This window comes from Polaromonas sp. OV174 (genome assembly GCF_900112285.1).
GTDB lineage: Bacteria > Pseudomonadota > Gammaproteobacteria > Burkholderiales > Burkholderiaceae_C > Polaromonas.
This window is the reverse complement of sequence record NZ_FOKZ01000002.1, coordinates 272,435-293,720: the sequence shown is the minus strand read 5'-3', so window position 1 is coordinate 293,720 and position 21,286 is coordinate 272,435. Positions and strand designations below refer to the sequence as shown.

23 protein-coding genes are annotated in these 21,286 nt (G+C 62.6%); 10 read left to right on the top strand and 13 right to left on the bottom strand.

Features of this window, described 5'->3' with window-relative positions:
- Positions 1–21 precede the first annotated feature (21 nt).
- Positions 22–654 carry a glutathione S-transferase family protein gene (locus BM160_RS03360; RefSeq protein WP_092000374.1) on the top strand — a complete coding sequence of 211 codons (633 nt, stop codon included), beginning with the start codon at positions 22–24 and terminating at the stop codon, positions 652–654.
- 16 nt (positions 655–670) lie between these two features.
- Positions 671–1,171, top strand: a complete 501-nt coding sequence (locus BM160_RS03355; protein WP_092000371.1) for a flavodoxin family protein — start codon at positions 671–673, stop codon at positions 1,169–1,171.
- 61 nt (positions 1,172–1,232) lie between these two features.
- Here the strand turns inward: BM160_RS03355 and BM160_RS03350 are convergent, their stop codons facing one another.
- The 3 genes from BM160_RS03350 to BM160_RS03340 form a co-directional block, all read right to left on the bottom strand.
- Complete coding sequence (locus BM160_RS03350) at positions 1,233–2,564, bottom strand: chloride channel protein (protein ID WP_092000367.1); 1,332 nt, start codon at positions 2,562–2,564, stop codon at positions 1,233–1,235.
- 159 nt (positions 2,565–2,723) lie between these two features.
- Entirely contained in the window at positions 2,724–3,413 is a 690-nt protein-coding gene (locus BM160_RS03345) for an anti-sigma factor family protein (protein WP_092000364.1), read from the bottom strand.
- A complete protein-coding gene (locus tag BM160_RS03340; RefSeq protein WP_255368597.1) occupies positions 3,410–3,967 on the bottom strand; it encodes a sigma-70 family RNA polymerase sigma factor in 558 nt (185 codons plus the stop codon). The genes BM160_RS03345 and BM160_RS03340 overlap by 4 nt, the downstream gene beginning before the upstream one ends.
- A 234-nt stretch (positions 3,968–4,201) precedes the next feature.
- Between BM160_RS03340 and BM160_RS03335 the strand changes: the two genes are divergently transcribed.
- The 6 genes from BM160_RS03335 (at position 4,202) to BM160_RS03310 (ending at position 9,474) form a co-directional block, all read left to right on the top strand.
- A complete protein-coding gene (locus tag BM160_RS03335) occupies positions 4,202–5,113 on the top strand; it encodes a metallophosphoesterase family protein (RefSeq protein ID WP_092000361.1) in 912 nt (303 codons plus the stop codon).
- Between the two features lie 2 nt (positions 5,114–5,115).
- On the top strand, positions 5,116–5,496 hold the full coding sequence (locus BM160_RS03330) for a cupredoxin domain-containing protein (protein ID WP_177218897.1): 381 nt from the start codon (positions 5,116–5,118) through the stop codon (positions 5,494–5,496).
- Between the two features lie 89 nt (positions 5,497–5,585).
- Positions 5,586–6,494 (top strand): helix-turn-helix transcriptional regulator, encoded by a 909-nt coding sequence (locus BM160_RS03325; RefSeq protein WP_092000354.1) that lies wholly within the window; start codon positions 5,586–5,588, stop codon positions 6,492–6,494.
- Between the two features lie 145 nt (positions 6,495–6,639).
- Positions 6,640–7,434, top strand: a complete 795-nt coding sequence (locus BM160_RS03320; RefSeq protein WP_092000350.1) for a fumarylacetoacetate hydrolase family protein — start codon at positions 6,640–6,642, stop codon at positions 7,432–7,434.
- Between the two features lie 95 nt (positions 7,435–7,529).
- Complete coding sequence (locus BM160_RS03315; RefSeq protein WP_092000346.1) at positions 7,530–8,441, top strand: dienelactone hydrolase family protein; 912 nt, start codon at positions 7,530–7,532, stop codon at positions 8,439–8,441.
- Positions 8,442–8,661: 220 nt separating this feature from the next.
- Positions 8,662–9,474: a ZIP family metal transporter gene (locus tag BM160_RS03310; protein WP_092000342.1), complete on the top strand. Its 813-nt coding sequence runs from the start codon at positions 8,662–8,664 to the stop codon at positions 9,472–9,474.
- Between the two features lie 225 nt (positions 9,475–9,699).
- On the opposite strand, the gene BM160_RS03305 is transcribed toward BM160_RS03310, so the two are convergent.
- Entirely contained in the window at positions 9,700–10,197 is a 498-nt protein-coding gene (locus BM160_RS03305) for a hypothetical protein (RefSeq protein WP_143093172.1), read from the bottom strand.
- Between the two features lie 214 nt (positions 10,198–10,411).
- Here BM160_RS03305 and BM160_RS03300 point away from each other — a divergent pair, with 214 nt between their 5' ends.
- Both BM160_RS03300 and BM160_RS03295 read left to right on the top strand, forming a co-directional pair.
- The gene (locus tag BM160_RS03300) at positions 10,412–11,392 is read left to right on the top strand and encodes a hypothetical protein (RefSeq protein ID WP_255368595.1); all 981 of its coding nucleotides are present in this window, start codon (positions 10,412–10,414) and stop codon (positions 11,390–11,392) included.
- Between the two features lie 204 nt (positions 11,393–11,596).
- Positions 11,597–12,880, top strand: a complete 1,284-nt coding sequence (locus tag BM160_RS03295) for a phospholipase D-like domain-containing protein (protein WP_177218896.1) — start codon at positions 11,597–11,599, stop codon at positions 12,878–12,880.
- Positions 12,881–13,000: 120 nt separating this feature from the next.
- Here the strand turns inward: BM160_RS03295 and BM160_RS03290 are convergent, their stop codons facing one another.
- From BM160_RS03290 to BM160_RS03250, 9 genes are all read right to left on the bottom strand, one after another.
- Positions 13,001–13,981, bottom strand: coding sequence for a 2-hydroxyacid dehydrogenase (locus tag BM160_RS03290; protein WP_092000334.1), 981 nt, complete (start codon positions 13,979–13,981; stop codon positions 13,001–13,003).
- Between the two features lie 17 nt (positions 13,982–13,998).
- A complete protein-coding gene (locus tag BM160_RS03285) occupies positions 13,999–14,946 on the bottom strand; it encodes a sugar kinase (protein ID WP_092000329.1) in 948 nt (315 codons plus the stop codon).
- Between the two features lie 23 nt (positions 14,947–14,969).
- Positions 14,970–15,770 carry a sugar phosphate isomerase/epimerase family protein gene (locus tag BM160_RS03280; protein ID WP_092000326.1) on the bottom strand — a complete coding sequence of 267 codons (801 nt, stop codon included), beginning with the start codon at positions 15,768–15,770 and terminating at the stop codon, positions 14,970–14,972.
- Positions 15,760–16,551, bottom strand: coding sequence for an amino acid ABC transporter ATP-binding protein (locus BM160_RS03275; protein WP_092000323.1), 792 nt, complete (start codon positions 16,549–16,551; stop codon positions 15,760–15,762). The genes BM160_RS03280 and BM160_RS03275 overlap by 11 nt, the downstream gene beginning before the upstream one ends.
- Before the next feature lie 61 nt (positions 16,552–16,612).
- Entirely contained in the window at positions 16,613–17,419 is an 807-nt protein-coding gene (locus BM160_RS03270; RefSeq protein WP_177218895.1) for a transporter substrate-binding domain-containing protein, read from the bottom strand.
- Positions 17,420–17,482: 63 nt separating this feature from the next.
- Positions 17,483–18,136, bottom strand: coding sequence for an amino acid ABC transporter permease (locus BM160_RS03265; protein WP_092000319.1), 654 nt, complete (start codon positions 18,134–18,136; stop codon positions 17,483–17,485).
- Positions 18,136–18,807: an amino acid ABC transporter permease gene (locus BM160_RS03260; RefSeq protein WP_092000316.1), complete on the bottom strand. Its 672-nt coding sequence runs from the start codon at positions 18,805–18,807 to the stop codon at positions 18,136–18,138. The genes BM160_RS03265 and BM160_RS03260 overlap by 1 nt, the downstream gene beginning before the upstream one ends.
- Before the next feature lie 194 nt (positions 18,808–19,001).
- A complete protein-coding gene (locus tag BM160_RS03255; protein ID WP_092000313.1) occupies positions 19,002–20,069 on the bottom strand; it encodes a LacI family DNA-binding transcriptional regulator in 1,068 nt (355 codons plus the stop codon).
- 297 nt (positions 20,070–20,366) lie between these two features.
- On the bottom strand, positions 20,367–21,266 hold the full coding sequence (locus BM160_RS03250) for a sulfurtransferase (RefSeq protein WP_092000310.1): 900 nt from the start codon (positions 21,264–21,266) through the stop codon (positions 20,367–20,369).
- Positions 21,267–21,286: the final 20 nt, after the last annotated feature.

Genomic DNA, 21,286 nt, shown 5'->3' with positions numbered 1-21,286 from the left:
ATGACTGCAAAGGCTGGCCCCATGATCACTTTCTATGACTGCGCCACGGCGCCCAGTCCGCGTCGTGCCCGCATCCTGCTGGCCGAAAAAGGCGTGGCTCATGAGACCGTGGCCGTGGATCTGCGCAGCGGCGAACAATTGGGCGAGGCTTACCGGCAGGTGAACCCGCAAGGCACGGTGCCGGCCTTGCGCACCGAGCAGGGCCTGGTGCTGACCGACAACGCCGCCATTGCGGCCTGGCTGGAAGCGCGCTACCCCCATCCGCCTCTGCTGGGCCAGAGCCCTGAGGAAAAGGCCGAGGTGACGAGCTGGAACTGGCGCGTCGAATTCGAAGGCCTGTTGCCCATTGCCGATGCCCTGCGCAACAGCTCGCCCGCCATGGCCAACCGGGCGCTGCCCGGCGTGGTCAACTACCCGCAAATCCCCGAGCTTGCCCAGCGCGGTCTGGCCCGGGTGGAGCAGTTTTTTGACATGCTGAACCAGCGGCTGGCCGGCCGCGAATTCATCGCCACCGAGCGATTCAGTGTGGCCGATATCAGCGCCGTGGTGGCGGTGGACTTTGCGCGGGTGGTCAAGCGCAAACCCGGCGAGCAGCACGCTGAACTGCTGCGCTGGCGGGCGGCCATGGCGGGCAGGCCGTCAATGTCGCTGTAGTTTTTCTGAGCTTTCCATGAGTACGCTCAAGACGCTGCTGATCGTCTACCACTCCATGACCGATGGCACGCGGCAGATGGCCGAAGCGGCGCGCGCTGGCGCGGCTGCCGAGAGTGGCGTCAACGTGCGACTGCTGCATGCCGCGCAAGCGGGGGCAGCCGATGTGCTGGCGGCGCACGGCTACCTCTTTGCCACGCCGGAGAATCTGGCCGCCATCAGCGGACAGTTGAAGGACTTTTTCGACCGCACTTATTACGCGGCGCTCGATCACGTCAATGGCCGTCCCTACGCCAGCCTGATTTGTGCGGGCAGCGACGGCAGTAATGCGGCGCGGCAGATTGAACGCATTGCGACCGGCTGGCGGCTCAAGTCCGTCGCCGAGCCGCTGATTGTGTGCAGCCATGCACAGACGCCGGAAGCCATTTTGGCCATCAAGCAGATTGGCGTGGAAGATCTGGCGCGTTGCCGCGCGCTGGGCGAGGCTATGGCAGCGGGCTTGGCGCTGGGTGTGTTCTAGGCGCCGCAGTTGTGACTGCATGAGCCAGCGGTGATGAGCTGAGCCGGTGACCCCCTGGCGCTTAGTTGTGCGCCTCGATCGGGTTGCCGTACATTGGCTTGGCGCCAAATTGCGTGCTGACAGCGTGGGCCACACCGCAGGCCAGCATGACCGGCACGGTGAGCTGAAACTGGTTGGTCATCTCCAGCACCATCACGATCGCCATCAGCGGGGCGTGGGTGACGGCGGTGAGCATCGCCGCCATGCCGATCACGGCCAGCGTGCGTGGGTCGCCGACCCAGGCCAGGGGCAGCCAGAAGGCCATCACCAGCGCGATCAGGTAGCCACTGGTGGCACCGACAAACAAGGTGGGGGTGAACATGCCGCCCACAGCCCCCGAGCCCGTGCTGAGCAGCGTGGCCACGAACTTGGTGAGCAGGATCAGCAGCACCCAGGTCCAGGGCGAGCCGCCCTGCAGCAAATGCGAGATGGTGCTGTAGCCGTTGCCCCAGACTTCCGGTACGAAAGCCGACAGCAGGCCTACCAGCACGCCGCCGGCGCCCAGCCGCAACGGCAGCGACGGGATGCGGCCAAAAGAAGCGCGGCCGCGTTCCACCAGGGCCAGCATGGCCCAGCCCAGGCCGCCGCACACCAGTCCGGCGAGCAGCGCCATACCCAGGCTGCTCGACACCAGCTTCACTGTGGGCATCGCATACAGCGGTGCCGGGTCGACCAGACCATACATCAGCACCGCCGCCGTGGCCGAGGATATCAGTACTGGTGCCACCGTCTGGGTGGCCAGAAAACCCAGCGCGAGTTCCAGCACAAACACCACGCCGGCCACCGGTGCGTGGTAGGCCGAGCCGATGCCGGCGGCGATGCCGCAGGCCAGCAGCACACTGCGTTGCCCGGCCGACAGCGGTGCGACGTGGGCCAGCTTGGCGGCCAGCCAGGCACCCAATTGCACCATCGGCCCTTCGCGGCCAATCGAGGCGCCGGTGCTCACCGACAAGAGGGAGGAGATGCTGCGCACCAGTGTGGTCCGGTTGTTCAGGTCGACCCGACTGGCACGCGCGGCCTCGATGTAGTCAAGGTTCACGGCACCGTCCGGGCCGCGCTCGGCCCAGCGCTGGCCCCAGTGCAGCACCAGCCCGGCCAGCAGGCCACCCACGGAGCCGACCAATACCCGGTGCCAGGGCGGCAAGGATCGGGCGGCCTCCACCAGGCTGCCGACATGGCCGGTGCTCAGCCATTCCATGCCGCTGATCAATGCGCGAAAGACTATCACCGCCCCTGCCGCCAGCGCGCCGGCCAGGATGGAAAAAAGCCACAGGACGGGTGTGCTCGCGGCGGCAGCCGGTGCCACAACGCCAGGCTCTGGCACCGGTTTGTTTGACCGTTCAAATTGCGCCATGCTCAAGCTCCTTGAGGTGAGAGGGCGCAACGGGGCGCTTGCCTTCCTGAGTTTGTCGGTGTAGCCATGTGCGTAACCCCGGTCTGAGCTGAACAGGTGAAAACAGTATAGGTCTGCCTCACATCGAGCTACACCCGTGAGTCAGTGGGATCAGCGGGATCACGGGGGCACCGCAGCGCGAACCTGCTGTGCAAACTCCGCCAGCTCGCCCGGGCTGACGTCAGACACCGCCCAAAAGTGCATGCCGAACTGCGTCCACTCCAGCAGGTAAAAGCCCTGGCGTGACGCTGGCCTGTCGGCGGGGGGCAACGCGCTGCCGGCGTCCGGCCAGGTGTAGAGATTGATCACATGCTTGCCGCGTGCATAAACCAGCACGGCAACCGGCCGGCCACCGATGTAGTCCAAGCGTCCGCCGGTCAGCGGGAAGCCGGCGGCCGACAGATCGTGCACCATGGGCGAGTAGTCCAGCTTGCCCAGAAACCAGGGCTTCACGGTGTGCTGGTCCGTCGATGGAATGTCGAACAAATGCTGGGCCATCAGCGAGCGCACATGGCTGGCGACGATTTCCTGGCTCAGTGCCTGCGGCGCGCTGGCCGAAGACGGCCAGCCGCCCAGCAGCTGCAAGGCCACGGCGCTGGCCAATATTCCAGCGACAAAGCCGCTGCCCAGGGTCAGCCAGCGAAGCTGTAGCGCTTGCAAAACGGCCACGCCCCAGCCCTGGCGTTTCGCCGTGGAATGCGTGGCGATGTCGCCAAGGATACGTTGGCGCAGGGCCGCCGGTGCCTTGTCGCGGTGCAGCGCCGCGTCCTTGAGCAAGGCGTCCAGGGTGCTGTCTTCATTCGCGTTCATTCGTCGCCTTCCTTGGTGTGAATCAGGGCATGGCGCAGCAAGGCGCGCGCGCGTGACAGGCGCGACATCACCGTTCCCACCGGGATGTCCATGATCTGGGCAATGCCTTCATAACTCATGTCTTCCAATTCCCGCAAAACAATCACCTCCCGAAAAGGCAGGGGCAGGGCCGCGACGGCCGACAGCACCTCTTCGCGCCTGAGCTTGCGCATCAGCAGCGCTTCGGGATTGCCACCGAAGGCGTCGCCCGCATCGCCCACATCGTGTATGTCTTCGTCATCCCGGAACTCCAGTACCTCGCTCATCTGGCGATTGGCCCGCAGCCAGGAATAACAGCTGTGGCGCACGATTTGTAGCAGCCAGGGCCGGGCATCGGTGCCGTGAAAGCGATGGAAATAGCGAAACGCTCGCAGATAGGCCTCCTGAACCCTGTCCTGAGCCTGCTGGCCGTCCCGCACCAGCCAGCGCGCCAGGCTGTAGGCCGCATCCAGATGCGGCAGCATGAGGGCCTCGAATTGCCGGCTGGCGTCGGGCGGGGGGCGTTCAGGTGTCAAGTCATACCTCGACCTCGTTGACTGGATTACCTCTCATCGCGAGGTTTTATTCCCGCGTCACTATGGATTGGCCTCCAGGGTTATTTGATTGTGATGACTTGCCCCCGGGCTGCCAAGTGACCCATAAAAAGCCAGCTGGCGGGAATGAAGTGGCCGACTGGCGGGTATTGATGGGTGACAGGGCCTTTTTGCGCGCTGTCCGACCCTTCAATCCCCTTTAGTCAGGAGTCACAAATGAAGCATTCAGACAATAGCCGCAGAGATTTCCTCCGACTCGTGGCGGCGGGCGGCGGCGTGGTCTACCTGTCTGGCCTGCCGGGCCATGCGCTGGCGGCCGCCGGCAATGCGATGGCGGCGGCCTATGACGATTTTTACTTTGTTCAGCTCTCCGACAGCCATTGGGGCTATAGCGGCCCGGCCAACCCCGACGCTGCCAATACCCTCAAAAAGGCCGTGGTGGCAGTGAACGCCTTGGCGGTGCCGCCCGATTTCATCGTCTTCACCGGCGACCTGACCCATACCACTGACGACCCGGCCGAGCGGCGCCGGCGGTTGGCCGAGTTTCGCGACATTGCCGCCGGGCTCAAGGTCAAGACCGTGCATTTTCTGGCCGGTGAACATGACGCATCGCTGGACGCCGGCGCCGCTTTCAAGGCATTTTTCGGCGACACCTTTTACAGTTTCGACCACAAGGGTGTGCACTTCATCGCCATCGACAATGTGTCCGACCCCGGTGGCAGCATTGGCGAGGCACAACTGGCCTGGCTGCAGCAGGATTTGAGCCGCCAGGCCAGGGAAGCACGCATCGTGGTGCTGACGCATCGCCCGCTGTTCGATCTGGTGCCCAAGTGGGACTGGGCCACTCGAGACGGCGCCAAGGCCATTGATTTGTTGATGCCCTATGCCAACGTCGTGGTGTTCTATGGCCATATCCACCAGGAAAACCACCACATGACAGGACATATAGCCCACCACTCCGCCAAGTCGCTGATCTTTGCCTTGCCAGCGCCGGGCAGCCAGGACAAACGCACGCCGCTGGACTGGGACCCTGCAGCGCCCGGCAAGGGGCTGGGTTTTCGCGAGGTGGAGGCCGAGGTCAGGCCGGTCGCCTACGCGATCCAGGAATTTCCGGCCCAGGGAGCATGAGCATGGACACACAACGACGCTTGCTGCTGCATCGCGCGCTGGGGCTGGCCGGTGCATCCATGTCCGCTGTGGCCGGACTTGGCGGCTATGCTGCCAGTCGGGCTCAGGAGTCGACCATCAAGATCACGGCCCAGCGATTTCGCTACAGGCCCAATGAAATTTCTCTGCACAAAGGGCAGACAACGGTGCTTGAGATTACGTCCCTCGATTTTGCACACGGTTTCAATATCCCCGACCTGGCCATGCGTGCCGATCTGGTACCGGGAAAAGTCGTCACCGTGCGTGTCAGGTTCGATGCGCCGGGTAGCTACGACTTTCACTGCGACAACTTTTGCGGCGAAGGGCATGAACAGATGGCGGGACATTTTGTCGTGACCGCTTGAAGATGGTTGGGGTGCTTGGGCCTATAGTGCTTGGTCTGGAACGAGCGGGGCAGCGGCGGGGCGGCGCGGATGACCGAGAATCGCGCCGTATGAGAGACATCAAAACCTACGGCATGTCCGAGCGGGCCGACCACCCCGATTTTGATATTCGGTCGCAGCTGGTGCGGCCGCCGCTGGTGCGACCGCATCGCCACGAGTACTTCCAGATCCAGATCAGTCTGCAGGGCGACACCGAGCAAAACGTGGCCGGCACGGTGCGGCCTTTTCGGCGTGGCTACCTGAGTTTTATCCTACCTTACCGTGTGCATGTGATCCCGCATCCCGAAGGTTCGCGTTACGTCATCATCAACATGTCGCAGCAGTTCCTGCGCCCCGGCCTGGATGTGGACCCGCTGGACCTGGAAGACGTGCCGCTGAGCCGGGCGCCCGAGCTGGCGCCATTTTTGTTCCAGGAATATGCCGACTTCCATTTTTCGGAAGACGAGTTTCCTGAGATCGAAGCGCTGCTTGAAAAACTTGCGCTGGAGAATACCCAGCGCCGCTTCGGCTCGGTCGAAATGATTCGCGGCCTGATGCTGCAGCTGATTGCGCTGACCTGTCGCAAGTTCGAGGCCGACCTGCTGCGCCTGTCGGCCAGCCAGGCGCAGCAGGGCAGCCGGCGCGCCAGCCTGCAGCGGGCGGTGCGCTACATCCGCGACCATCTGGCCGGCGAGATCACGCTGACCGATGCGGCGGCGGCTGCGTTTTTGTCGCCCAACTACCTGGCGCACCTGCTCAAAAAAGAAACCGGTAAAACCTTCACCGACCTGGTGACCGAGCGGCGCCTGGAGTTTGCGCAAGAGCTGCTGACGCACAGCAGCCAGCGCATTGCCAGCGTGGCGCATGCCTCGGGTTTTGCCGACGAGGCCTATTTTTCGCGGCGCTTTCGCCAGCGTTTCGGCCAGACGCCCAAGGCCTATCGCGACAGCGTGCGCGCGAAAATTTCCGGCGCCGCCTGAAGGCCGGCGCTGCCAGCGCGCTGCTGCGCCGCAACACGGCTGCATTGAATCGTCCGGTAAATCCGTAATTGCGTCTGGCCGCTGCGCGCTTGGGCGGCTTAAGCTGCTGCTGGCGACAAAACATGGACACCCTCAGGAGACAAACATGACCGATATGAAAAAACGTGGCATTTTGCAAACCGGCGCCTTGATGACGGCAGGTGCCATGGTGGGTTGCGCCACACCCGGCACGGCGGCCAATGCGCCCGCCACGCCGTTCGCGGTGGCCGACACCTATGTGCCCATCGCCGGCAGCAGCGAGATGTTTCCGGTGCGGCGGATTTACTGCATAGGCCGCAACTATGCCGCTCACGCCATAGAGATGGGTTCGGACCCGACGCGCGAGCCACCGTTCTTTTTTCAGAAGCCGACCGACGCGATTCAAGTGGTGCCGCCTGGCCGGGTGGCGGACCATGCTTATCCGAGCCTGACCAAAAACTACCACTACGAAGTCGAGCTGGTGGCGGCCTTGCACAAGGGCGGGCGCAACATCCCCATGGACAAGGCGCTGGACCTGGTCTATGGCTACGCACTGGGCCTGGACATGACACGCCGCGACCTGCAGCGCGGCATGGGTGACCAGAAAAAGCCCTGGGAGATCGGCAAGAGCTTTGACCGCTCGGCGCCCATAGGTCCCATCCACAAGGTGGCGCAGACCGGTCACTACACCAAGGGTGCGATCTGGCTCAAGGTCAACGGCCAGCTCAAGCAGCAGGCCACCTTGAACCACATGATCTGGTCGGTGGCCGAACAAATCTCCAAGCTGTCCGAAGCTTTTGAGCTCTTCCCCGGCGACATCATCTATTCGGGCACGCCTGAAAACGTTGGGCCTGTCGTCAAGGGCGACGTGATCGAGTGCCACATCGACGGCTTGCCCGAGCTGAGCGTCAAGATCGTCTGATGGCATTAGGTCTTCTGTATTACCCGAACTGGCAAGAACCGTCTTGAGCGCATAGACTTCGGTGGTTTGTTTTAACCACTCTTTGAGGAAAACCCATGCTCAACAGCGACCAGAAATCCGAGTTTGACTCCCTGCTCCCCGGCTCAAGCACGGAAAGCGGCGCCAGCCGCCGCACCGCACTCAAGGCCGCGCTGGGCGTGGGCTACGCTGCCGCGGCCTTGCCCATCATGGCGCAGAGCGCGATCAAGACCTCGTCGCAAGGCTTGAAGTCCGGCGAGATCAGCTACGAGGTCAACGGCTTCAAGGTGCCGGCTTTTTTCGCCGCACCGGCCGGCAAAACCAATTTGCCAGTGATTCTGGTGATCCAGGAAATCTTTGGCGTGCATGAGTACATCGCCGACGTCACCCGCCGCTTTGCCCAGGCCGGCTATCTGGCCATTGCGCCCGAGCTGTATGCGCGCCAGGGCGACCCCAGCCAGTACAACGAAATGGCCAAGCTGATGAGCGAAGTCGTTGCCAAGGTGCCCGATGCGCAGGTGATGGGCGACTTGGACGGTGCGGTGGCCTGGGCCGCTGCCAACGGCGGTGACGACAAGCGTGTCGGCATCACCGGCTTTTGCTGGGGCGGGCGGGTGACCTGGCTGTATGCCGCTCACAGCCCCAAGATCAAGGCCGGTGTGGCCTGGTATGGCCGCCTGGTCGGCAACAGCACGCCGCTCACGCTCAAGCATCCGCTGGAACTGGCGCCTATTTTGAATGCCCCTGTGCTGGGCTTGTACGGCGGGCAAGACAGCGGCATTCCGCTGACTACGGTAGAGCAGATGAAGGCAGCGCTGCAGGACGCCGGTAGCAAGGGCAATGCGGCCGCCAAGGCGTCGAAATTCGTGGTCTACCCGGACGCGCCCCACGCCTTCCATGCCGACTACCGCCCCAGCTATCGCGCGGCCGAGGCGCAAGATGGCTACCAGCAGGCGCTGGCCTGGTTCAAGAGCCACGGCGTGGCCTGAAGCGCACAGGTTTTGCCTTGTCAGCCGCCTTGAAGGCACTGCGCTGATTTATTTTGAGCCGCCCCTATTGACAGGCTTGATAAGATAAAAGCAACCCCGGTCCACGGCCCTCATGCCGTCGCCGGGGTTTCTCCATTTGGGGTCCGGCCAATTTGGCCGGTTTCACTGGGTTTTTTAATCAATTAGGGCTGTAGCCCATATAAGACGGGCACAATAAGCTATGACTTTAGTAGCAATTTTGGTAGGAACCTTGATCGCCGGCATCGGCAGCGTGTGGCTGGCGGCCTTGCTCAGCTTTGGCTTGCTGGCCCGCTACACCCAGCACATGCTCAGCCTGGCGGCCGGCGCGCTGCTGGCCACTGCCTTCATGCATTTGCTGCCGGAAGGCTTTGAAAGCGGGATCGACCCGGAGCATCTCTTTGCCACCTTGCTGGTCGGACTGGTGTTTTTCTTTTTGCTCGATAAGGCAGAGTTGTGGCACCACGGCCATGAACACCATGCGGCAACGCCCGGTGGAGAACATGCCTCGCATGAGCACCATGGTCATGGCCACGCGCATCACGACCACGGCGTCAAGTCTGGTGGCTGGGCCGTGCTGGCCGGTGACAGCGTGCACGCCTTTGGCGACGGCATATTGATTGCCTCCGCCTTCATGGCCGACCTGCGTCTGGGCATGGTGGCCGCGCTGGCCGTGCTGGTGCACGAAGTGCCCCATCACATGGGCGACCTGATGGTCTTGCGCCAGACCTCCAACAACCGGCGCATCGCCCTCATCAAGGTGTCGTTGGCCGGCGCCGTGACGGCACTGGGCGGGGTGGTGGGTTATGCCCTGGTCGATCAGCTGTACGACTACCTGCCGTTTTTCCTGATCATCGCCTCCAGCAGTTTTATCTACGTGGCGCTGGCCGATTTGATTCCGCAACTGCAAAAGCGCGCCAGCGCCCGCGAAACGGCGGCGCAGATTGCCTGGCTGGCGATTGGGATTGGCCTGGTGACGCTGATCAGCGGCCTGGCGCATTCGCACTCACATTGATAGAGCGATTTGGCCTGATGAACGTCTGAAGCGGACACTGACAAAAGCAGCAGACGGTTTTTCCATGCCGGCCCTGAATTCAGGGTGGAGGGGGTGAAGCAACTCTCTCAGACCCTTTACCTAGTTTAGGTAGGGGCTAAGCACCTCACTGCCATCGATCACCAAAGGCCGGCTGTGGAGAAGAGTGAACTTCTCCGTGAGACCCACAACAGGCGTTGCCGTGAATTAAACGGCCGGTTGTTTGCCGAATTTCGGCAGCGAAATCGGTTGAGCCATTTCATAGAAACAGTTGATCGCTCCCACGATGTCGCCTTCCTCGTCTCGCAGCGGCCGTATGTTGACGATGACTGTTACGCGAGAGCCGTCCGGTCGCTCGACAATCACCGGGGCATCGATTGCCATGTCAATGGCACCGCTCACGACCTGGGCCATAGGACAGTCGCGGTGTGCCAGCGGCGTGCCATCAAGAAGATACATCTGATAAGAACCGCAGAATTTTTCGTCGGTGTCGCCCAGTACCGGTGCTCTGCCCCACAGCTTCACCGCGTGGTGATTGAACTTGACGATGACGCCTGCAGCGTCAATCAGGTAAGTGGCGATGGGGCACAGGTCGAACAGGATGCGAAATTCTTCGGAGCTGCGGTAGAGTGCTTCTGTGGTATTCAAGTCTTGCAACTGGGCAGCGAGAGTGAATCCGGCTCCAGTCGGTATTGCGTCGCTCATGGCCTCTCCTTGGTAAGCGTCGATGACGTAGGCCCATTCTCCTCTTAACGAGGCGGCAAGGCCAATGCCTCAATTGGATCGTGGTCATTTTCGAAATAGATGAATGACCCTCCAGGCCATATCGTCATGGTCCTACAGTGGTTTATAGGGTGATCCTACCGGGTACGCCTGGCCGTCACCCCATGATGGATTCACTTCACTTATGGGGCGCGTCATGATCATTTCACCCGTAGAAACCGCAGGCACGCTTATGGCTGAGCGTGAATTTCCAAATGCCTATGCGGGCAATCTGACAGCGCAGCAAAGTGCCGTGTCCTGGGGCGCCATCATCGCTGGAGCCGCCGCAGCGGCAGCGCTGTCGCTCATCTTGTTGGTGTTGGGCACGGGTCTCGGCCTGTCATCGGTTTCGCCTTGGGCGCAGAGTGGCGTTAGTTCAACAACTTTCGGCGTGTCGACGATTCTGTGGATCACCTTGACGCAAATCGTGGCTTCCGCAATGGGGGGCTACCTCGCCGGCAGGCTGCGAATCAAATGGACTGCGGTGCACACGGACGAGGTTTACTTCCGCGATACCGCTCATGGCTTCCTGGCCTGGGCCGTCGCGTCGCTCGCGACCGCTGCGCTTTTAAGCTCAGTGATCGCTTCGATTGTCGGCACTGGCGTTCAGGCTGGCGCGGCAGTGGCCGGGGGGGCCGGTAGTGCAGCGATTGCAGCTACGGCGAGTAACTCCGAGTCGTCCAAGTCTGACGCCGGCATCGAGCCCGTAGGCTATTTCGTTGATTCCCTGCTACGCAAAGACATGGGCGCGGGCACGAGTGCCTCCGTCGTCACAGCAAGTAGCGTGGCCATCAGCCCTGGTGAACCCTCAGCCGGAGCTTCCAGATCAGAAGTGAGCGGCATTTTCATGAACAGTGTCAGGACGGGAACACTGCCCGCAGAAGACCTACGCTATCTGGGCCAGGTGGTTGCGCAGCGCACCGGCTTGAGCCAGCAAGACGCAGAGAAACGGGTGAGCGACACCTATGCACGCCTGCAGGCCAGGTTGCGTGACACAGAAATCTCCGTAAAAGCCGCGGCCGACAAGGCACGCAAGGTCTCTGCCTATACCGCGTTGTGGCTTTTTATCTCGCTGCTGATCGGTGCATTCGCTGCTAGCTTGGCGGCGACCTATGGCGGGCGCCAGCGAGAGTTCTAAGCGACAAGCCAATCACTTCACCAGGAGAAATCCATGCGTTCATTGCTTTTGCTTTTTCTCGGGGTCCCCATTCCCATCATTATTTTGATTGCCTTGTTCATGCACTAGACGGAGTTGGGCGTGCCCCATCGCCGGGTCAACTCGCTCAAATTCGTATCGAACAGGTTCATGTAGTCGATTTCGTTGAATGCCGAATTGGGCAAGATGATTAAAAAGACCCGTTTTGTGTCAACCATCGCCATCACACTTTTATTGACTCTGGTCGGGGTGCTGGTCGCAGTGAACTTCACCACTGGCGAAAAAAGTGTGGACCGCAAGTTGACCCGTCTGTATTCAAGCAGCGACCCACAGTTTCGCCGGGCCATGGGTTCGCTGCTGGGCCCCAGCATTGTGGGCGGCAACCGCGCGCAAGAACTCCTCAATGGGGAGCAGATTTTCCCGGCCATGCTGGCAGCGATTCGCAGTGCGCAACGCAGCATTACCTTCGAGACTTATATCTACTGGTCGGGCGAAATCGGCCGCGAGTTTGCGGCGGCTCTGGCCGAGCGCTCCCGCGCCGGCGTCAAAGTTCATGTGCTGCTGGACTGGGTGGGCAGCGCCAAAATTGACGCTTCCTTCATAGAGGAAATGGAGGCTGCCGGTGTGGAGATTCGCAAGTTTCACAAGCCGCATTGGTACAACCTGGCGCGCCTGAACAACCGCACCCACCGCAAGCTCCTGGTCGTTGACGGAAAGACCGGCTTTACCGGGGGCGTGGGCATCGCCCCAAAATGGACCGGCTCGGGCAATGACCCCGAACACTGGCGCGATTCCCATTTCAGCATCGAAGGCCCGGTCATCGCTCAAATGCAGGCCGTCTTCATGGACAACTGGCTCAAGGTCACGGGCGAGGTCATGCACGGCGAAGCCTATTTCCCGGCCCTGCAGCCTGTAGGCAGCAGCGAAGCCCAGGTGTTTTCCAGCTCACCCTCGGGCGGCAGCGAGAGCATGCAGCTGATGTACCAGTTGTCGATCACGGCGGCGGATCGCAGCATCGATCTGTCCAGCGCCTATTTTGTCCCGGACGAACTCACCAGCAAGGCGCTGACCGATGCGCTCCATCGTGGCGTCAAGATTCGCATCATCACGCCCGGCGAAATCATAGATACCGACACTGTGCGCGCGGCCTCGCGCGGGACCTGGGGGCCGCTGCTCAAGGCCGGCGCCAAAATTTACGAGTACCAGCCCACGATGTACCACTGCAAGGTCATGATTGTTGACAAGCTGCTGGTCTCGGTCGGTTCCACCAATTTCGACAACCGTTCCTTTCGCCTGAACGACGAGGCCAATCTCAATGTGTTCGACACGGTTTTTGCCGAGCGCCAGACCGGCGTTTTTGAAGATGATCTCAGGCGGGCGCGCCGAGTGAGTTATGAGGCATGGGCCAACAGGCCGTGGAACGAAAAACTGATGGAGCGGCTGGCATCGCTATTGGGTTCCCAGCTGTGATGGCGGCGATGCGGGTGTTGCGCCATTCACTGGAAATTCAAGAAAAAAAGGCTTGTAGTGCAGATGGAATCGGCGTAGCCAGCTATCAAAATGATAGTTTCTACGCCTTTGGCGTAATGCTTAAGTCGTCGACGCAAACACCGCCGCCGGCCGCTCACCCGCCAGCGCCTGCAGCAAGTTGCTGGTGGCTAGCTCGGCCATGGCGTGTCGGGTTTCAAAGGTGGCCGAGCCGATGTGGGGCAGGGGCGTGACCTTGGGGTGAGTGCGCAGCGGCGAGTCCGAGGGTAGCGGCTCGGTGGCAAACACATCCAGCCCGGCGGCGCGCAGGCTGCCGTGGTCCAGGGCGTGCAGCAGGGCGTCTTCCTGCACGGTGGCGCCGCGTCCGCCGTTGATGAAAATCGCGCCCGGCTTCATGGCCGCAAACACCTCGGCGTTGATCATGCCGCGCGTGCTGCTCGACAGCGGCAGCATGGCGACCACGATGTCCGCACGCGCCAGCAGATCGTTCATGGGGGTGTGTATGGCGCGGCCTTGCAGCTCGGGCGCTTGCGCGGCCAGGTCGACCGGGCGGCGTGCGTGGTAGAGCACCGGCATGCCAAAGCCCAGCGCGGCGCGGCGCGCAATCGCCTGGCCGATGCGGCCAAAGCCCAGCAGCCCCAGGGTCTTGCCGTGCACGTCGAAACCGAATAATTCTTCGCCGATGTTTTTGGTCCAGCGGCCTTCGCGCACCAGGTTGGAAAGTTCGACGACGCGGCGGCTGGTGGCCATGAGCAGCGCAAACACCGTGTCGGCCACGGTTTCATCCAGCACGCCGGGCGTGTGGCACAGCATGATGCCGCGCGCGGCCAGGGCCGGCAGCGCGTAGTTGTCGACGCCAACCGAGACGCTGGAGATCACCTTGAGTCGCGGCGCGCTGGCGAGCAGGGCCTCGTCAACGGGGTAGCTGGAGCCGATCAAAGCATCGGCCGTGGCCAGGGCGGCGCGAAAGGCCGGCAGCTGCTCGGGCTTGCGCGGGTTGGCAACGGTGACCTCATGCGCAGCCTGCAGGCGCGCCAGCTGGTCGGAGGGCAGTTCGCGAAAGACCAGGACCTGTTGGCGCATGGCAAAAACCTCTTTGTTTAAAGTTGGGCAGCCTGGAGTTCGGCGCGGGTCGGCAGGCCTTCGCTGTCGCCCAGTACCTGCACGGCGCGGGCGCCAATCCAGGCACCGCGCTTGACCGCTTCGGGCACGGAGAGGCCGTCGAGCAGGGCGCTGATCACGCCGCAGGCAAAGCCGTCGCCGGCGCCCACGGTGTCGACCACCTCGGCCACCGGAAAGCCAGCCACATGGCCGCAACCGGCGCTGTCGCTGTCAAAGTAAGCGCCTGCTGCGCCCAGCTTGACGACCACCAGTTTGGCGCCGCGCTGGCGGTAAAAGCGGGCCACGCCTTCGGGCGTGGTTTCACCGGTCAGGATCAAGCCTTCTTCCATGCCGGGCAGCACCCAGTCGGCGCGCGTGGCCAGCTCGTTGATGGACTCGCGCATCAGCTCGGTGCTGGCCCACAGCGTGGGGCGCAGATTCGGGTCGAAGGACACGGTGCGGCCGGCGCTGCGCATGATGTCCATGGTCTTGCGGGCGGCCGGCAGGGTGCTGGCCGAGATCGCCGCGAACACGCCGGTGGCGTGCAGATGGCGGGCCGACAGCAGCCAGTCCTGGTCGACATCGGCTTCGCTCATGTGGCTGGCGGCCGAACCCTTGCGGTGGTATTCGATCTGCGGGTCGCTGCCATCGAGCACCTTGCTCTTGAACTGGAAGCCGGTTTTTTGGTTGGCATCGCATATGACATGCGAGCAGTCAATACCTTCGTCGGCCATGGCGGCCAGCAGATAGCGGCCCATGGAGTCGGTGCCCAGGCGGCTGGCCCAGCCCACTTTCAGGCCCAGGCGGGCCAAGCCAATGGCGACATTGGTTTCGGCGCCTGCGGTGCGCTTGTAAAAGGCCTCGGCATGCTCCAGCGGGCCGGGTCGGTCGGCCACCAGCAGCATCATGGCTTCGCCAAAGGTAATAACGTCCAGCGTGCTTGTCATGAGAGGCTCTCTTAATGCGGTTTTTATGAAGGGGTACGGGCCGCCATGGTGGCGGCAATGGTGCGCAGCTGATCGACTTCGCGGCGCGTGACGGCCAGCAGGTCGTCACCGATCAGCGGGTATTCGATGGCCCAGGGCATGTCGGCCGGCAGGGCGCGCAACACGGCGCGCCAGGGCGCGCTGGACTCGGCCAGCGGCACGGCAACCCAGCGCTGCGGCTGGCGCTGCACGCCCTTGCAATGCACATAGAGCACTTGCGATGCCAGCGCGCTGGCGGCCTGCAACGGGCATTCGCCAGTCCAGTGCCAGTTGCCCATGTCAAAGGTCATGCCCAGGAACAGCTCGTTGGCATTGGCGGTGGCGAAGAAGTCTTGCATCACGGCCAGGGTGCCGGCTTGCGGGGTCTGGTCGTTCTCGATCACGAGTTCTACGGCGGCGGCCTGCAGGCGCTGCTTGAGCGGCACCAGTGTGGCCAGCGATGATGCGTTAAAGCCGCCTATGGACATTTTCAGGCGCGTTGCACCCAGGGTCTGGGTGTAGGCCAGGACGCGTTCCAGCGCGGAGGTGTCCAGCGTGCCATCGGCCGCCCAGAGGTAGTCGGCGCAGGAATACACCACCTGCTTGCCGGCGGCGCGCACGGCTTGGGCAATGGCGGGGAGTTCCGTGGCCGCATCGATCAGCAACTCGCTGCGCACTTCAATGCCATCGGCGCCGGCGGCAAAACCCAGCTGGGTAAACCAGAGCTGGCCGTGGCGCCGCACTTCGGCGGCGCCAAAGGCGGTCAGGGAAATCAGTATGGGGGGGGCTGACGCTTTAGTGGGCATGCTGCGAGTTCAGAATCTGGCCCAGGAAATTGCGCGTTTTTTCGTTCTGCGGATTGCTGAAGAACTGCTGCGGTGGCGCCTGCTCGATGATCTTGCCGTCGGCCATAAAGATCACGCGGTCGGCCACGCTGCGGGCAAAGCCCATTTCGTGGGTGACGCAGAGCATGGTCATGCCGTCGTCGGCCAGGCCGATCATGGTGTCCAGCACTTCTTTCACCATTTCCGGATCCAGCGCCGAGGTGGGCTCGTCAAACAGCATGATCTTGGGCGTCATGCACAGGGCTCTGGCAATCGCCACACGCTGCTGCTGGCCGCCCGAGAGCTGGCTGGGGTATTTGTTGGCCTGCTCGGGGATGCGCACCCGCTTGAGGTATTTCATGGCGATGGTTTCGGCCTCATCCTTGCTCAGGCCGCGCGAGCGCATGGGCGCCAGCGTGCAGTTTTGCAAGATAGTCAGGTGCGGAAACAGGTTGAACTGCTGAAACACCATGCCGACTTCCTGGCGCACGGAATCGACATTCTTGCCACCGGCGGTGAGGTCTATGCCGTCCACCACGATGCGGCCTTTTTGCACGACTTCGAGCCGGTTGATGCAACGGATCAAGGTGGACTTGCCCGAGCCCGAAGGCCCGCAGACCACAATGCGCTCCCCGGCGGCGACGTTCAGGTTGATGTCGGTCAGCACCTGGAACTTGCCGTACCACTTGTCGACCGCTTCGATGCGGATGATGGGTTCGGCACTGCCGGCGGCAGGCTTGGGGGATTGCGTTGTGTCAGTCATGGATAAGCACCGTTGTCGGCAAGGTGGTCAGCGAAAAAGCCGGATAGCCTGGAGGGCCGGTTTACTGCAGCTTGGGCAGATCGGTGCCCAGCCATTTTTGGTACAGCTTGTTGAGCTCGCCGTTGGCGCTGTTGCGGGCCACGAAGTCGTCCACGGTCTTGAGCAATTCAGCCTGGCCTGGGCGCATGGCCACGCCCATCACCTGCTGGCGCAGCAAGAACTTGTTTTCAAAGGTGTTGGCCGGGGCGCGCTTGGCAATTTGTGCTGCCACCGTGGTGGAGCAGCCAATCGCGTCAACCTGGCCCGACAGCAGGGCTTGCATGGCCGAAGCGTCGTCGTCAAAGCGGCGGATTTCGGTGCCTTCTGGCGCCACGGCGGTCAGTGCTAGGTCTTGCGTGCTGGCGCGGGCGACGCCGACGCGCTTGCCCTTGAGGTCGGGGGCGGCTTTCATGTCAACCTTTTTGGCGCCGTACAAAACAATGCTGGCGGCCGCATAGGGGGTGGAGAACTGGACCTGTTTGGCGCGCTCGGGCGTGATGGCCAGCGAAGCGATCAGCAGGTCGACCTTGTTGGTCAGCAAGAAGGGAATGCGGTTGGGGCCGGTCACGGGAACGATGTTGACCTTGATGCCCAGATCCTTGGCCAGCAAGCGGGCCACGTCAGCGTCGTAGCCGTCAGGCTGGTTGCTGGCGTTCATGGTGCCGTAGGGAGGGAAATCGACCAGCATGCCGACGGTCAGCTCGCCTTTTTTCTTCAGATCGGCGACCGACTGTGCGCTGGCAGCAGGTGCCCATGCCGACAGGGTGGCAGCCAGGCCCAGAGCCAGGGCGGTGCCCGTGAAAACGCGGCGTTGCATATGCTTGATCATGGTGATTCTCCGTAAATTGAAGTGAGGAAAAAGACGACAGGAAAGAGTTAGGTGCGGGCCGGCTCAGCGGGCCAGCGCCGCGGCATGCTTTCGTTCCATGCGGGCAGCCAGCAAGGACAGCGGCCAGCACAGCGCGAAGTAAATTGCCGCCACCACGCTGAAAACCAGCAAGGGCTGAAAGGTGGCGTTGTTGATAATCTGTCCGGCGCGCGTGATTTCGGCAAAGCCGATGATGGCGGCCAGCGAGGTGCCCTTGACGATTTGCACCATATAGCCGACGGTGGGCGCCAGTGCAATGCGAAAGGCTTGCGGCAGGATCACGTCGCGCATGCGGGAATAGTAGGACAGGCTGAGGGCGTGAGCGGCTTCGACCTGGCCGGCCGGAATGGCCTGAATGCAGCCGCGCCAGATTTCACCCAGAAAGGCACTGCTATTGAGAATCAGCGCAATGCCGGCGGCCACCCAGGGATTGATTTCCAGGCCCAGAATGGGCGCGCCAAAGAAGACCAGAAAGAGTTGCAGCAGCAGCGGTGTGCCCTGGAAAATCTGGATGAAACCACTTGAGAGCCATTGCGCCAGACGGTTGTCGGCGGTGCGGCTCAGCGCCACGATCAGCCCGCCTATCGCGCCGCCGGCAAAGGCGATCAGCGACAGCGCGATGGTCCACTTGGCGGCTTCAAGGATGAAGAGGAATTCAGGAAAACCGAAGGTACGCATTATCGACGGTCCGGGTAGTTGAGGCTGGCCTTGTAGATCAGGCGGAACAGCGCTGAGAAGGACAGCGCCAGCAAGAGGTAGATCGCGGCGACCACGATGTAGATCTCAAAGCTGCGAAAGGTTTGTGACTGCAGATTGGCGGCCACCGAGGTCAGGTCGTCGGCGGAAATGGCCGACACCACGGCCGAGCTCAGCATCAGCAAGATGAACTGGCTGGTCAGTGCCGGGTAGACCGCTTTCAGCGCCGGCTTGAGGATGACGAAGCGAAAAATTTCGTGGCGCTTGAGATTGAGCGCCAGGCCGGCTTCGATCTGACCCTTGGGAATCGACTCGATGCCGGCGCGGATGATTTCCGTGGCGTAAGCGCCCAGGTTGACGACCATGGCGGTCAGCGCCGCGGTGTGGGCCGACCAGCGCAGGCCCAGCGCGGGCAAGGCAAAAAAGAAGAAGAACAGCTGCACCAGAAACGGCGTGTTGCGGATCAGCTCGATATAAGCGTTGATCAGAAAGCGCAGCGGTTTGGGGCCGGCGGTTTTGCCCCAGGCGCAGACGATGGCCAGCATCAGCCCAAACAGCATGGCCAGCAGCGATAGCTGCAGGGTGCTCCAAGTGCCCTTGAGTAACAGCGGCCAGGCTGCAAAGACGTCACCGAATTGAAATGTGTAGTTCATGCGAGGAGCGTTGGCGTCGGTAAGGGCGCAAGCGCTTGGATCACTGTAGTGGGTACAAGATTTCCTGAAGGCTGGAGTCAGGGCTTTTCTTCAAGATTTTGAAGAAGCTCTGAAACCGGTTTCACGGAATTATAGAAGAATCCGTACCCACTTGGTAACTCAGGGAAAACCCTTGTTAATGAAGTCTCTTGTGCTCAGCGATCTGGGCTGCTGGAGCCGCGTGGCACCAATTTGCCGGACAGCAAAATCTGGCGCGGCGGCAGGTTCAGGCCCTTGAGCCGCTCTATCAGGCAGCCTGCGGCTATCCGGCCCAGCTCATCGGTAGGCTGGGCGATGGTGCTCAGTCCCGGGCCGACGTAGGGCGACCATTCGGTGTCGTCAAAGCCCACCAGGCCGAGGTCGCTTCCCAGGCGCCAGCCCAGGCGAGCCATCGCTGCCACGACCCGCAAGGTGACCACGGCGTTGCTGGAAAGCACGCCGGGCAGGCGCCCGCCAGCGCGTTGGCGCAGGCTGCGCAGTGCCTGGTCCAGTCCTTCGCTGTCGTCTGCCGGACTCTCAAAAGTGTGGCCGGCCACGTCAGCGCTGGCGTCGCTGACAAAGCTGCGAAAAGCCGCTGCGCGCTCCATCCGCGAGCTCACTTCCCGGATCGGCTCGGAGATAAAAAGCAGCTCGCGGTAGCCGGCCTGCACCAGGTGCTGCGCGCCCAGCCGTACGGCGCCGGCATTGTCGAGCGAGACAAAGTCGGCTTGCATGTTTTGGTGCCGCCTGTCCACCAGCACCACCGGCTTGCCGTGGCGGGCGGCCTCGGCGGCCGTGCCGGCATCCTGGCCCAGCGTGTTCAGGATCAGGCCTTCCACCTGGTAGGCGGTGAGGGCTTCAATGGCCTTGGCTTCGCAGCGGCTGTCATTGCCCAGGTTGAAGAGCATCAGCAGGTAGCCGGCTTCCTGGCAGGCTTTTTCGGCACCGCGCAACACCGCCACCGAAAAAGGATTGGTGACGTCGGCCACCACCAGTCCGATCAGGCGCGAGCGGCCGCGCTTGAGGGCCTGTGCCATCGGGCTGGGGCTATAGGCCAGCGCCGCAATGGCAACTTCCACCCGCGTGGCAATGTCGGGCGTGAGCAGTTTTTCGCGGTGGTTCAGGAAGCGCGACACCGTGGCCTTGGAGACGCCAGCCTGACGCGCGACATCCGCAATGGTGGCGCGTGCGGTGGGCTGGAGTGGGGCGGGGCTGGCGCTTCGCTTGGGTGTTTGGGTGGACATCTGAAATGGGCTGAAAAAGTCTGAAAAAGGCCAGGCTTTGGTGGCTTTCTGAAACCAGTTTCATGAAATGGTAGCACCAGTTTTTGGCCGGTGCGGCATTTAGGTTGCTGCCGTGGGCGGCTTGGGCCGGCTGCGCGCCGGGTCTACAACTTGAATTTGCCTTGAGCCGGAGGCCAAGGCTGTGTCAGCCCTGCTTCAGGTTTTGAACGTGCGCCGCGATATCGCCGACGGCAGCACGGCGGGCATGATGTTGGGCCTGCTGCTGACGTGTGCCAGTGTGGCGGTGTTGATGCCGGGCTAGCCCTGCGCCACCGGCCGGTCGGGGTCGCTGACCCAATCGCTCCAGCTGCCGGCATACAGGCCGGTGCGGCCCAGTCCGGCGACTTCCATGGCGATCAGGTTGGGCAGGGCGCTGACGCCGCTGCCGCAGTGATGGATGACAGTGGCCGGCTCGCGTTGGCCCAGCAGGGCTTCAAACTCGGCCTTGAGCTGGTCGGCCGGCTTGAACTTGCCATCGGGGCCGAAGTTTTGGCTGAAAGGCCGGTTCAGCGCGCCCGGGATGTGGCCGGCCACCGGATCCATGGGTTCGATCTCGCCCTTGAAGCGTGGCGTGGCGCGCGCATCAATAAGGGTCTGGGCTGTACGTCCGAGCTGGTTTTCCACGGTTTTGGCGTCGATAAGCGCCACCAGCGGCGGCGCCAGCATGAAGGCGGTTTGAAAGTGCGCCGCTTCCTTGCCGCTGCTTACCGCCCCGCCCGCCGCTGTCCATGCCTGCAGCCCGCCATCGAGCACGGCGACCTTGTCGTGACCGGCCCATTTCAGCATCCACCAGAGGCGGCCGCAGTAATTGTTGCCGTTGCGGTCGTAGACCACGGCCTGCATGTCGTTGGCCAGGCCGACGCTGGAGAGCCAGATGGCAAATTTTTCGCGATTCGGCAGCGGGTGACGCCCGCCCGAGGCCGGCGCATCGGCGCCGCTGGCGGTGATCACGCCGTGGGCGCCGGGGGTGCCGTGTTTGGCGCTGAGCGCCGTGTCCAGGTTGGCATAGACGGCGCCGGGGATGTGCGCGGCCAGGTATTGCTCCTGGCCGGCGTGTGGCTGCATCAGGTCAAAGCTGCAGTCGAACACGCGCAGGGGCTGGCCGCTGCTCATCAGCGACTGCAGTTGCTCGGCGGAAATCAGGGTGGTGTAGCTCATCTCATGCTCCTTGAGTCAGG

Excerpts from the sequence above, each read along its gene's own strand:
- BM160_RS03350 (WP_092000367.1), bottom strand. The coding sequence starts at position 2,564 with ATGGCGCAATTTGAACGGTCAAACAAACCGGTGCCAGAGCCTGGCGTT.
- BM160_RS03345 (WP_092000364.1), bottom strand. The coding sequence starts at position 3,413 with ATGAACGCGAATGAAGACAGCACCCTGGACGCCTTGCTCAAGGACGCG.
- BM160_RS03315 (WP_092000346.1), top strand. The coding sequence starts at position 7,530 with ATGCTCAACAGCGACCAGAAATCCGAGTTTGACTCCCTGCTCCCCGGC.
- BM160_RS03355 (WP_092000371.1), top strand. The coding sequence starts at position 671 with ATGAGTACGCTCAAGACGCTGCTGATCGTCTACCACTCCATGACCGAT.
- BM160_RS03310 (WP_092000342.1), top strand. The coding sequence starts at position 8,662 with ATGACTTTAGTAGCAATTTTGGTAGGAACCTTGATCGCCGGCATCGGC.
- BM160_RS03330 (WP_177218897.1), top strand. The coding sequence starts at position 5,116 with ATGGACACACAACGACGCTTGCTGCTGCATCGCGCGCTGGGGCTGGCC.
- BM160_RS03285 (WP_092000329.1), bottom strand. The coding sequence starts at position 14,946 with ATGACAAGCACGCTGGACGTTATTACCTTTGGCGAAGCCATGATGCTG.
- BM160_RS03300 (WP_255368595.1), top strand. The coding sequence starts at position 10,412 with ATGATCATTTCACCCGTAGAAACCGCAGGCACGCTTATGGCTGAGCGT.
- BM160_RS03250 (WP_092000310.1), bottom strand. The coding sequence starts at position 21,266 with ATGAGCTACACCACCCTGATTTCCGCCGAGCAACTGCAGTCGCTGATG.
- BM160_RS03265 (WP_092000319.1), bottom strand. The coding sequence starts at position 18,136 with ATGCGTACCTTCGGTTTTCCTGAATTCCTCTTCATCCTTGAAGCCGCC.
- BM160_RS03305 (WP_143093172.1), bottom strand. The coding sequence starts at position 10,197 with ATGAGCGACGCAATACCGACTGGAGCCGGATTCACTCTCGCTGCCCAG.
- BM160_RS03290 (WP_092000334.1), bottom strand. The coding sequence starts at position 13,981 with ATGCGCCAACAGGTCCTGGTCTTTCGCGAACTGCCCTCCGACCAGCTG.
- BM160_RS03360 (WP_092000374.1), top strand. The coding sequence starts at position 22 with ATGATCACTTTCTATGACTGCGCCACGGCGCCCAGTCCGCGTCGTGCC.
- BM160_RS03325 (WP_092000354.1), top strand. The coding sequence starts at position 5,586 with ATGAGAGACATCAAAACCTACGGCATGTCCGAGCGGGCCGACCACCCC.
- BM160_RS03335 (WP_092000361.1), top strand. The coding sequence starts at position 4,202 with ATGAAGCATTCAGACAATAGCCGCAGAGATTTCCTCCGACTCGTGGCG.
- BM160_RS03270 (WP_177218895.1), bottom strand. The coding sequence starts at position 17,419 with ATGATCAAGCATATGCAACGCCGCGTTTTCACGGGCACCGCCCTGGCT.
- BM160_RS03255 (WP_092000313.1), bottom strand. The coding sequence starts at position 20,069 with ATGTCCACCCAAACACCCAAGCGAAGCGCCAGCCCCGCCCCACTCCAG.
- BM160_RS03260 (WP_092000316.1), bottom strand. The coding sequence starts at position 18,807 with ATGAACTACACATTTCAATTCGGTGACGTCTTTGCAGCCTGGCCGCTG.
- BM160_RS03320 (WP_092000350.1), top strand. The coding sequence starts at position 6,640 with ATGACCGATATGAAAAAACGTGGCATTTTGCAAACCGGCGCCTTGATG.
- BM160_RS03295 (WP_177218896.1), top strand. The coding sequence starts at position 11,597 with ATGATTAAAAAGACCCGTTTTGTGTCAACCATCGCCATCACACTTTTA.
- BM160_RS03280 (WP_092000326.1), bottom strand. The coding sequence starts at position 15,770 with ATGCCCACTAAAGCGTCAGCCCCCCCCATACTGATTTCCCTGACCGCC.
- BM160_RS03275 (WP_092000323.1), bottom strand. The coding sequence starts at position 16,551 with ATGACTGACACAACGCAATCCCCCAAGCCTGCCGCCGGCAGTGCCGAA.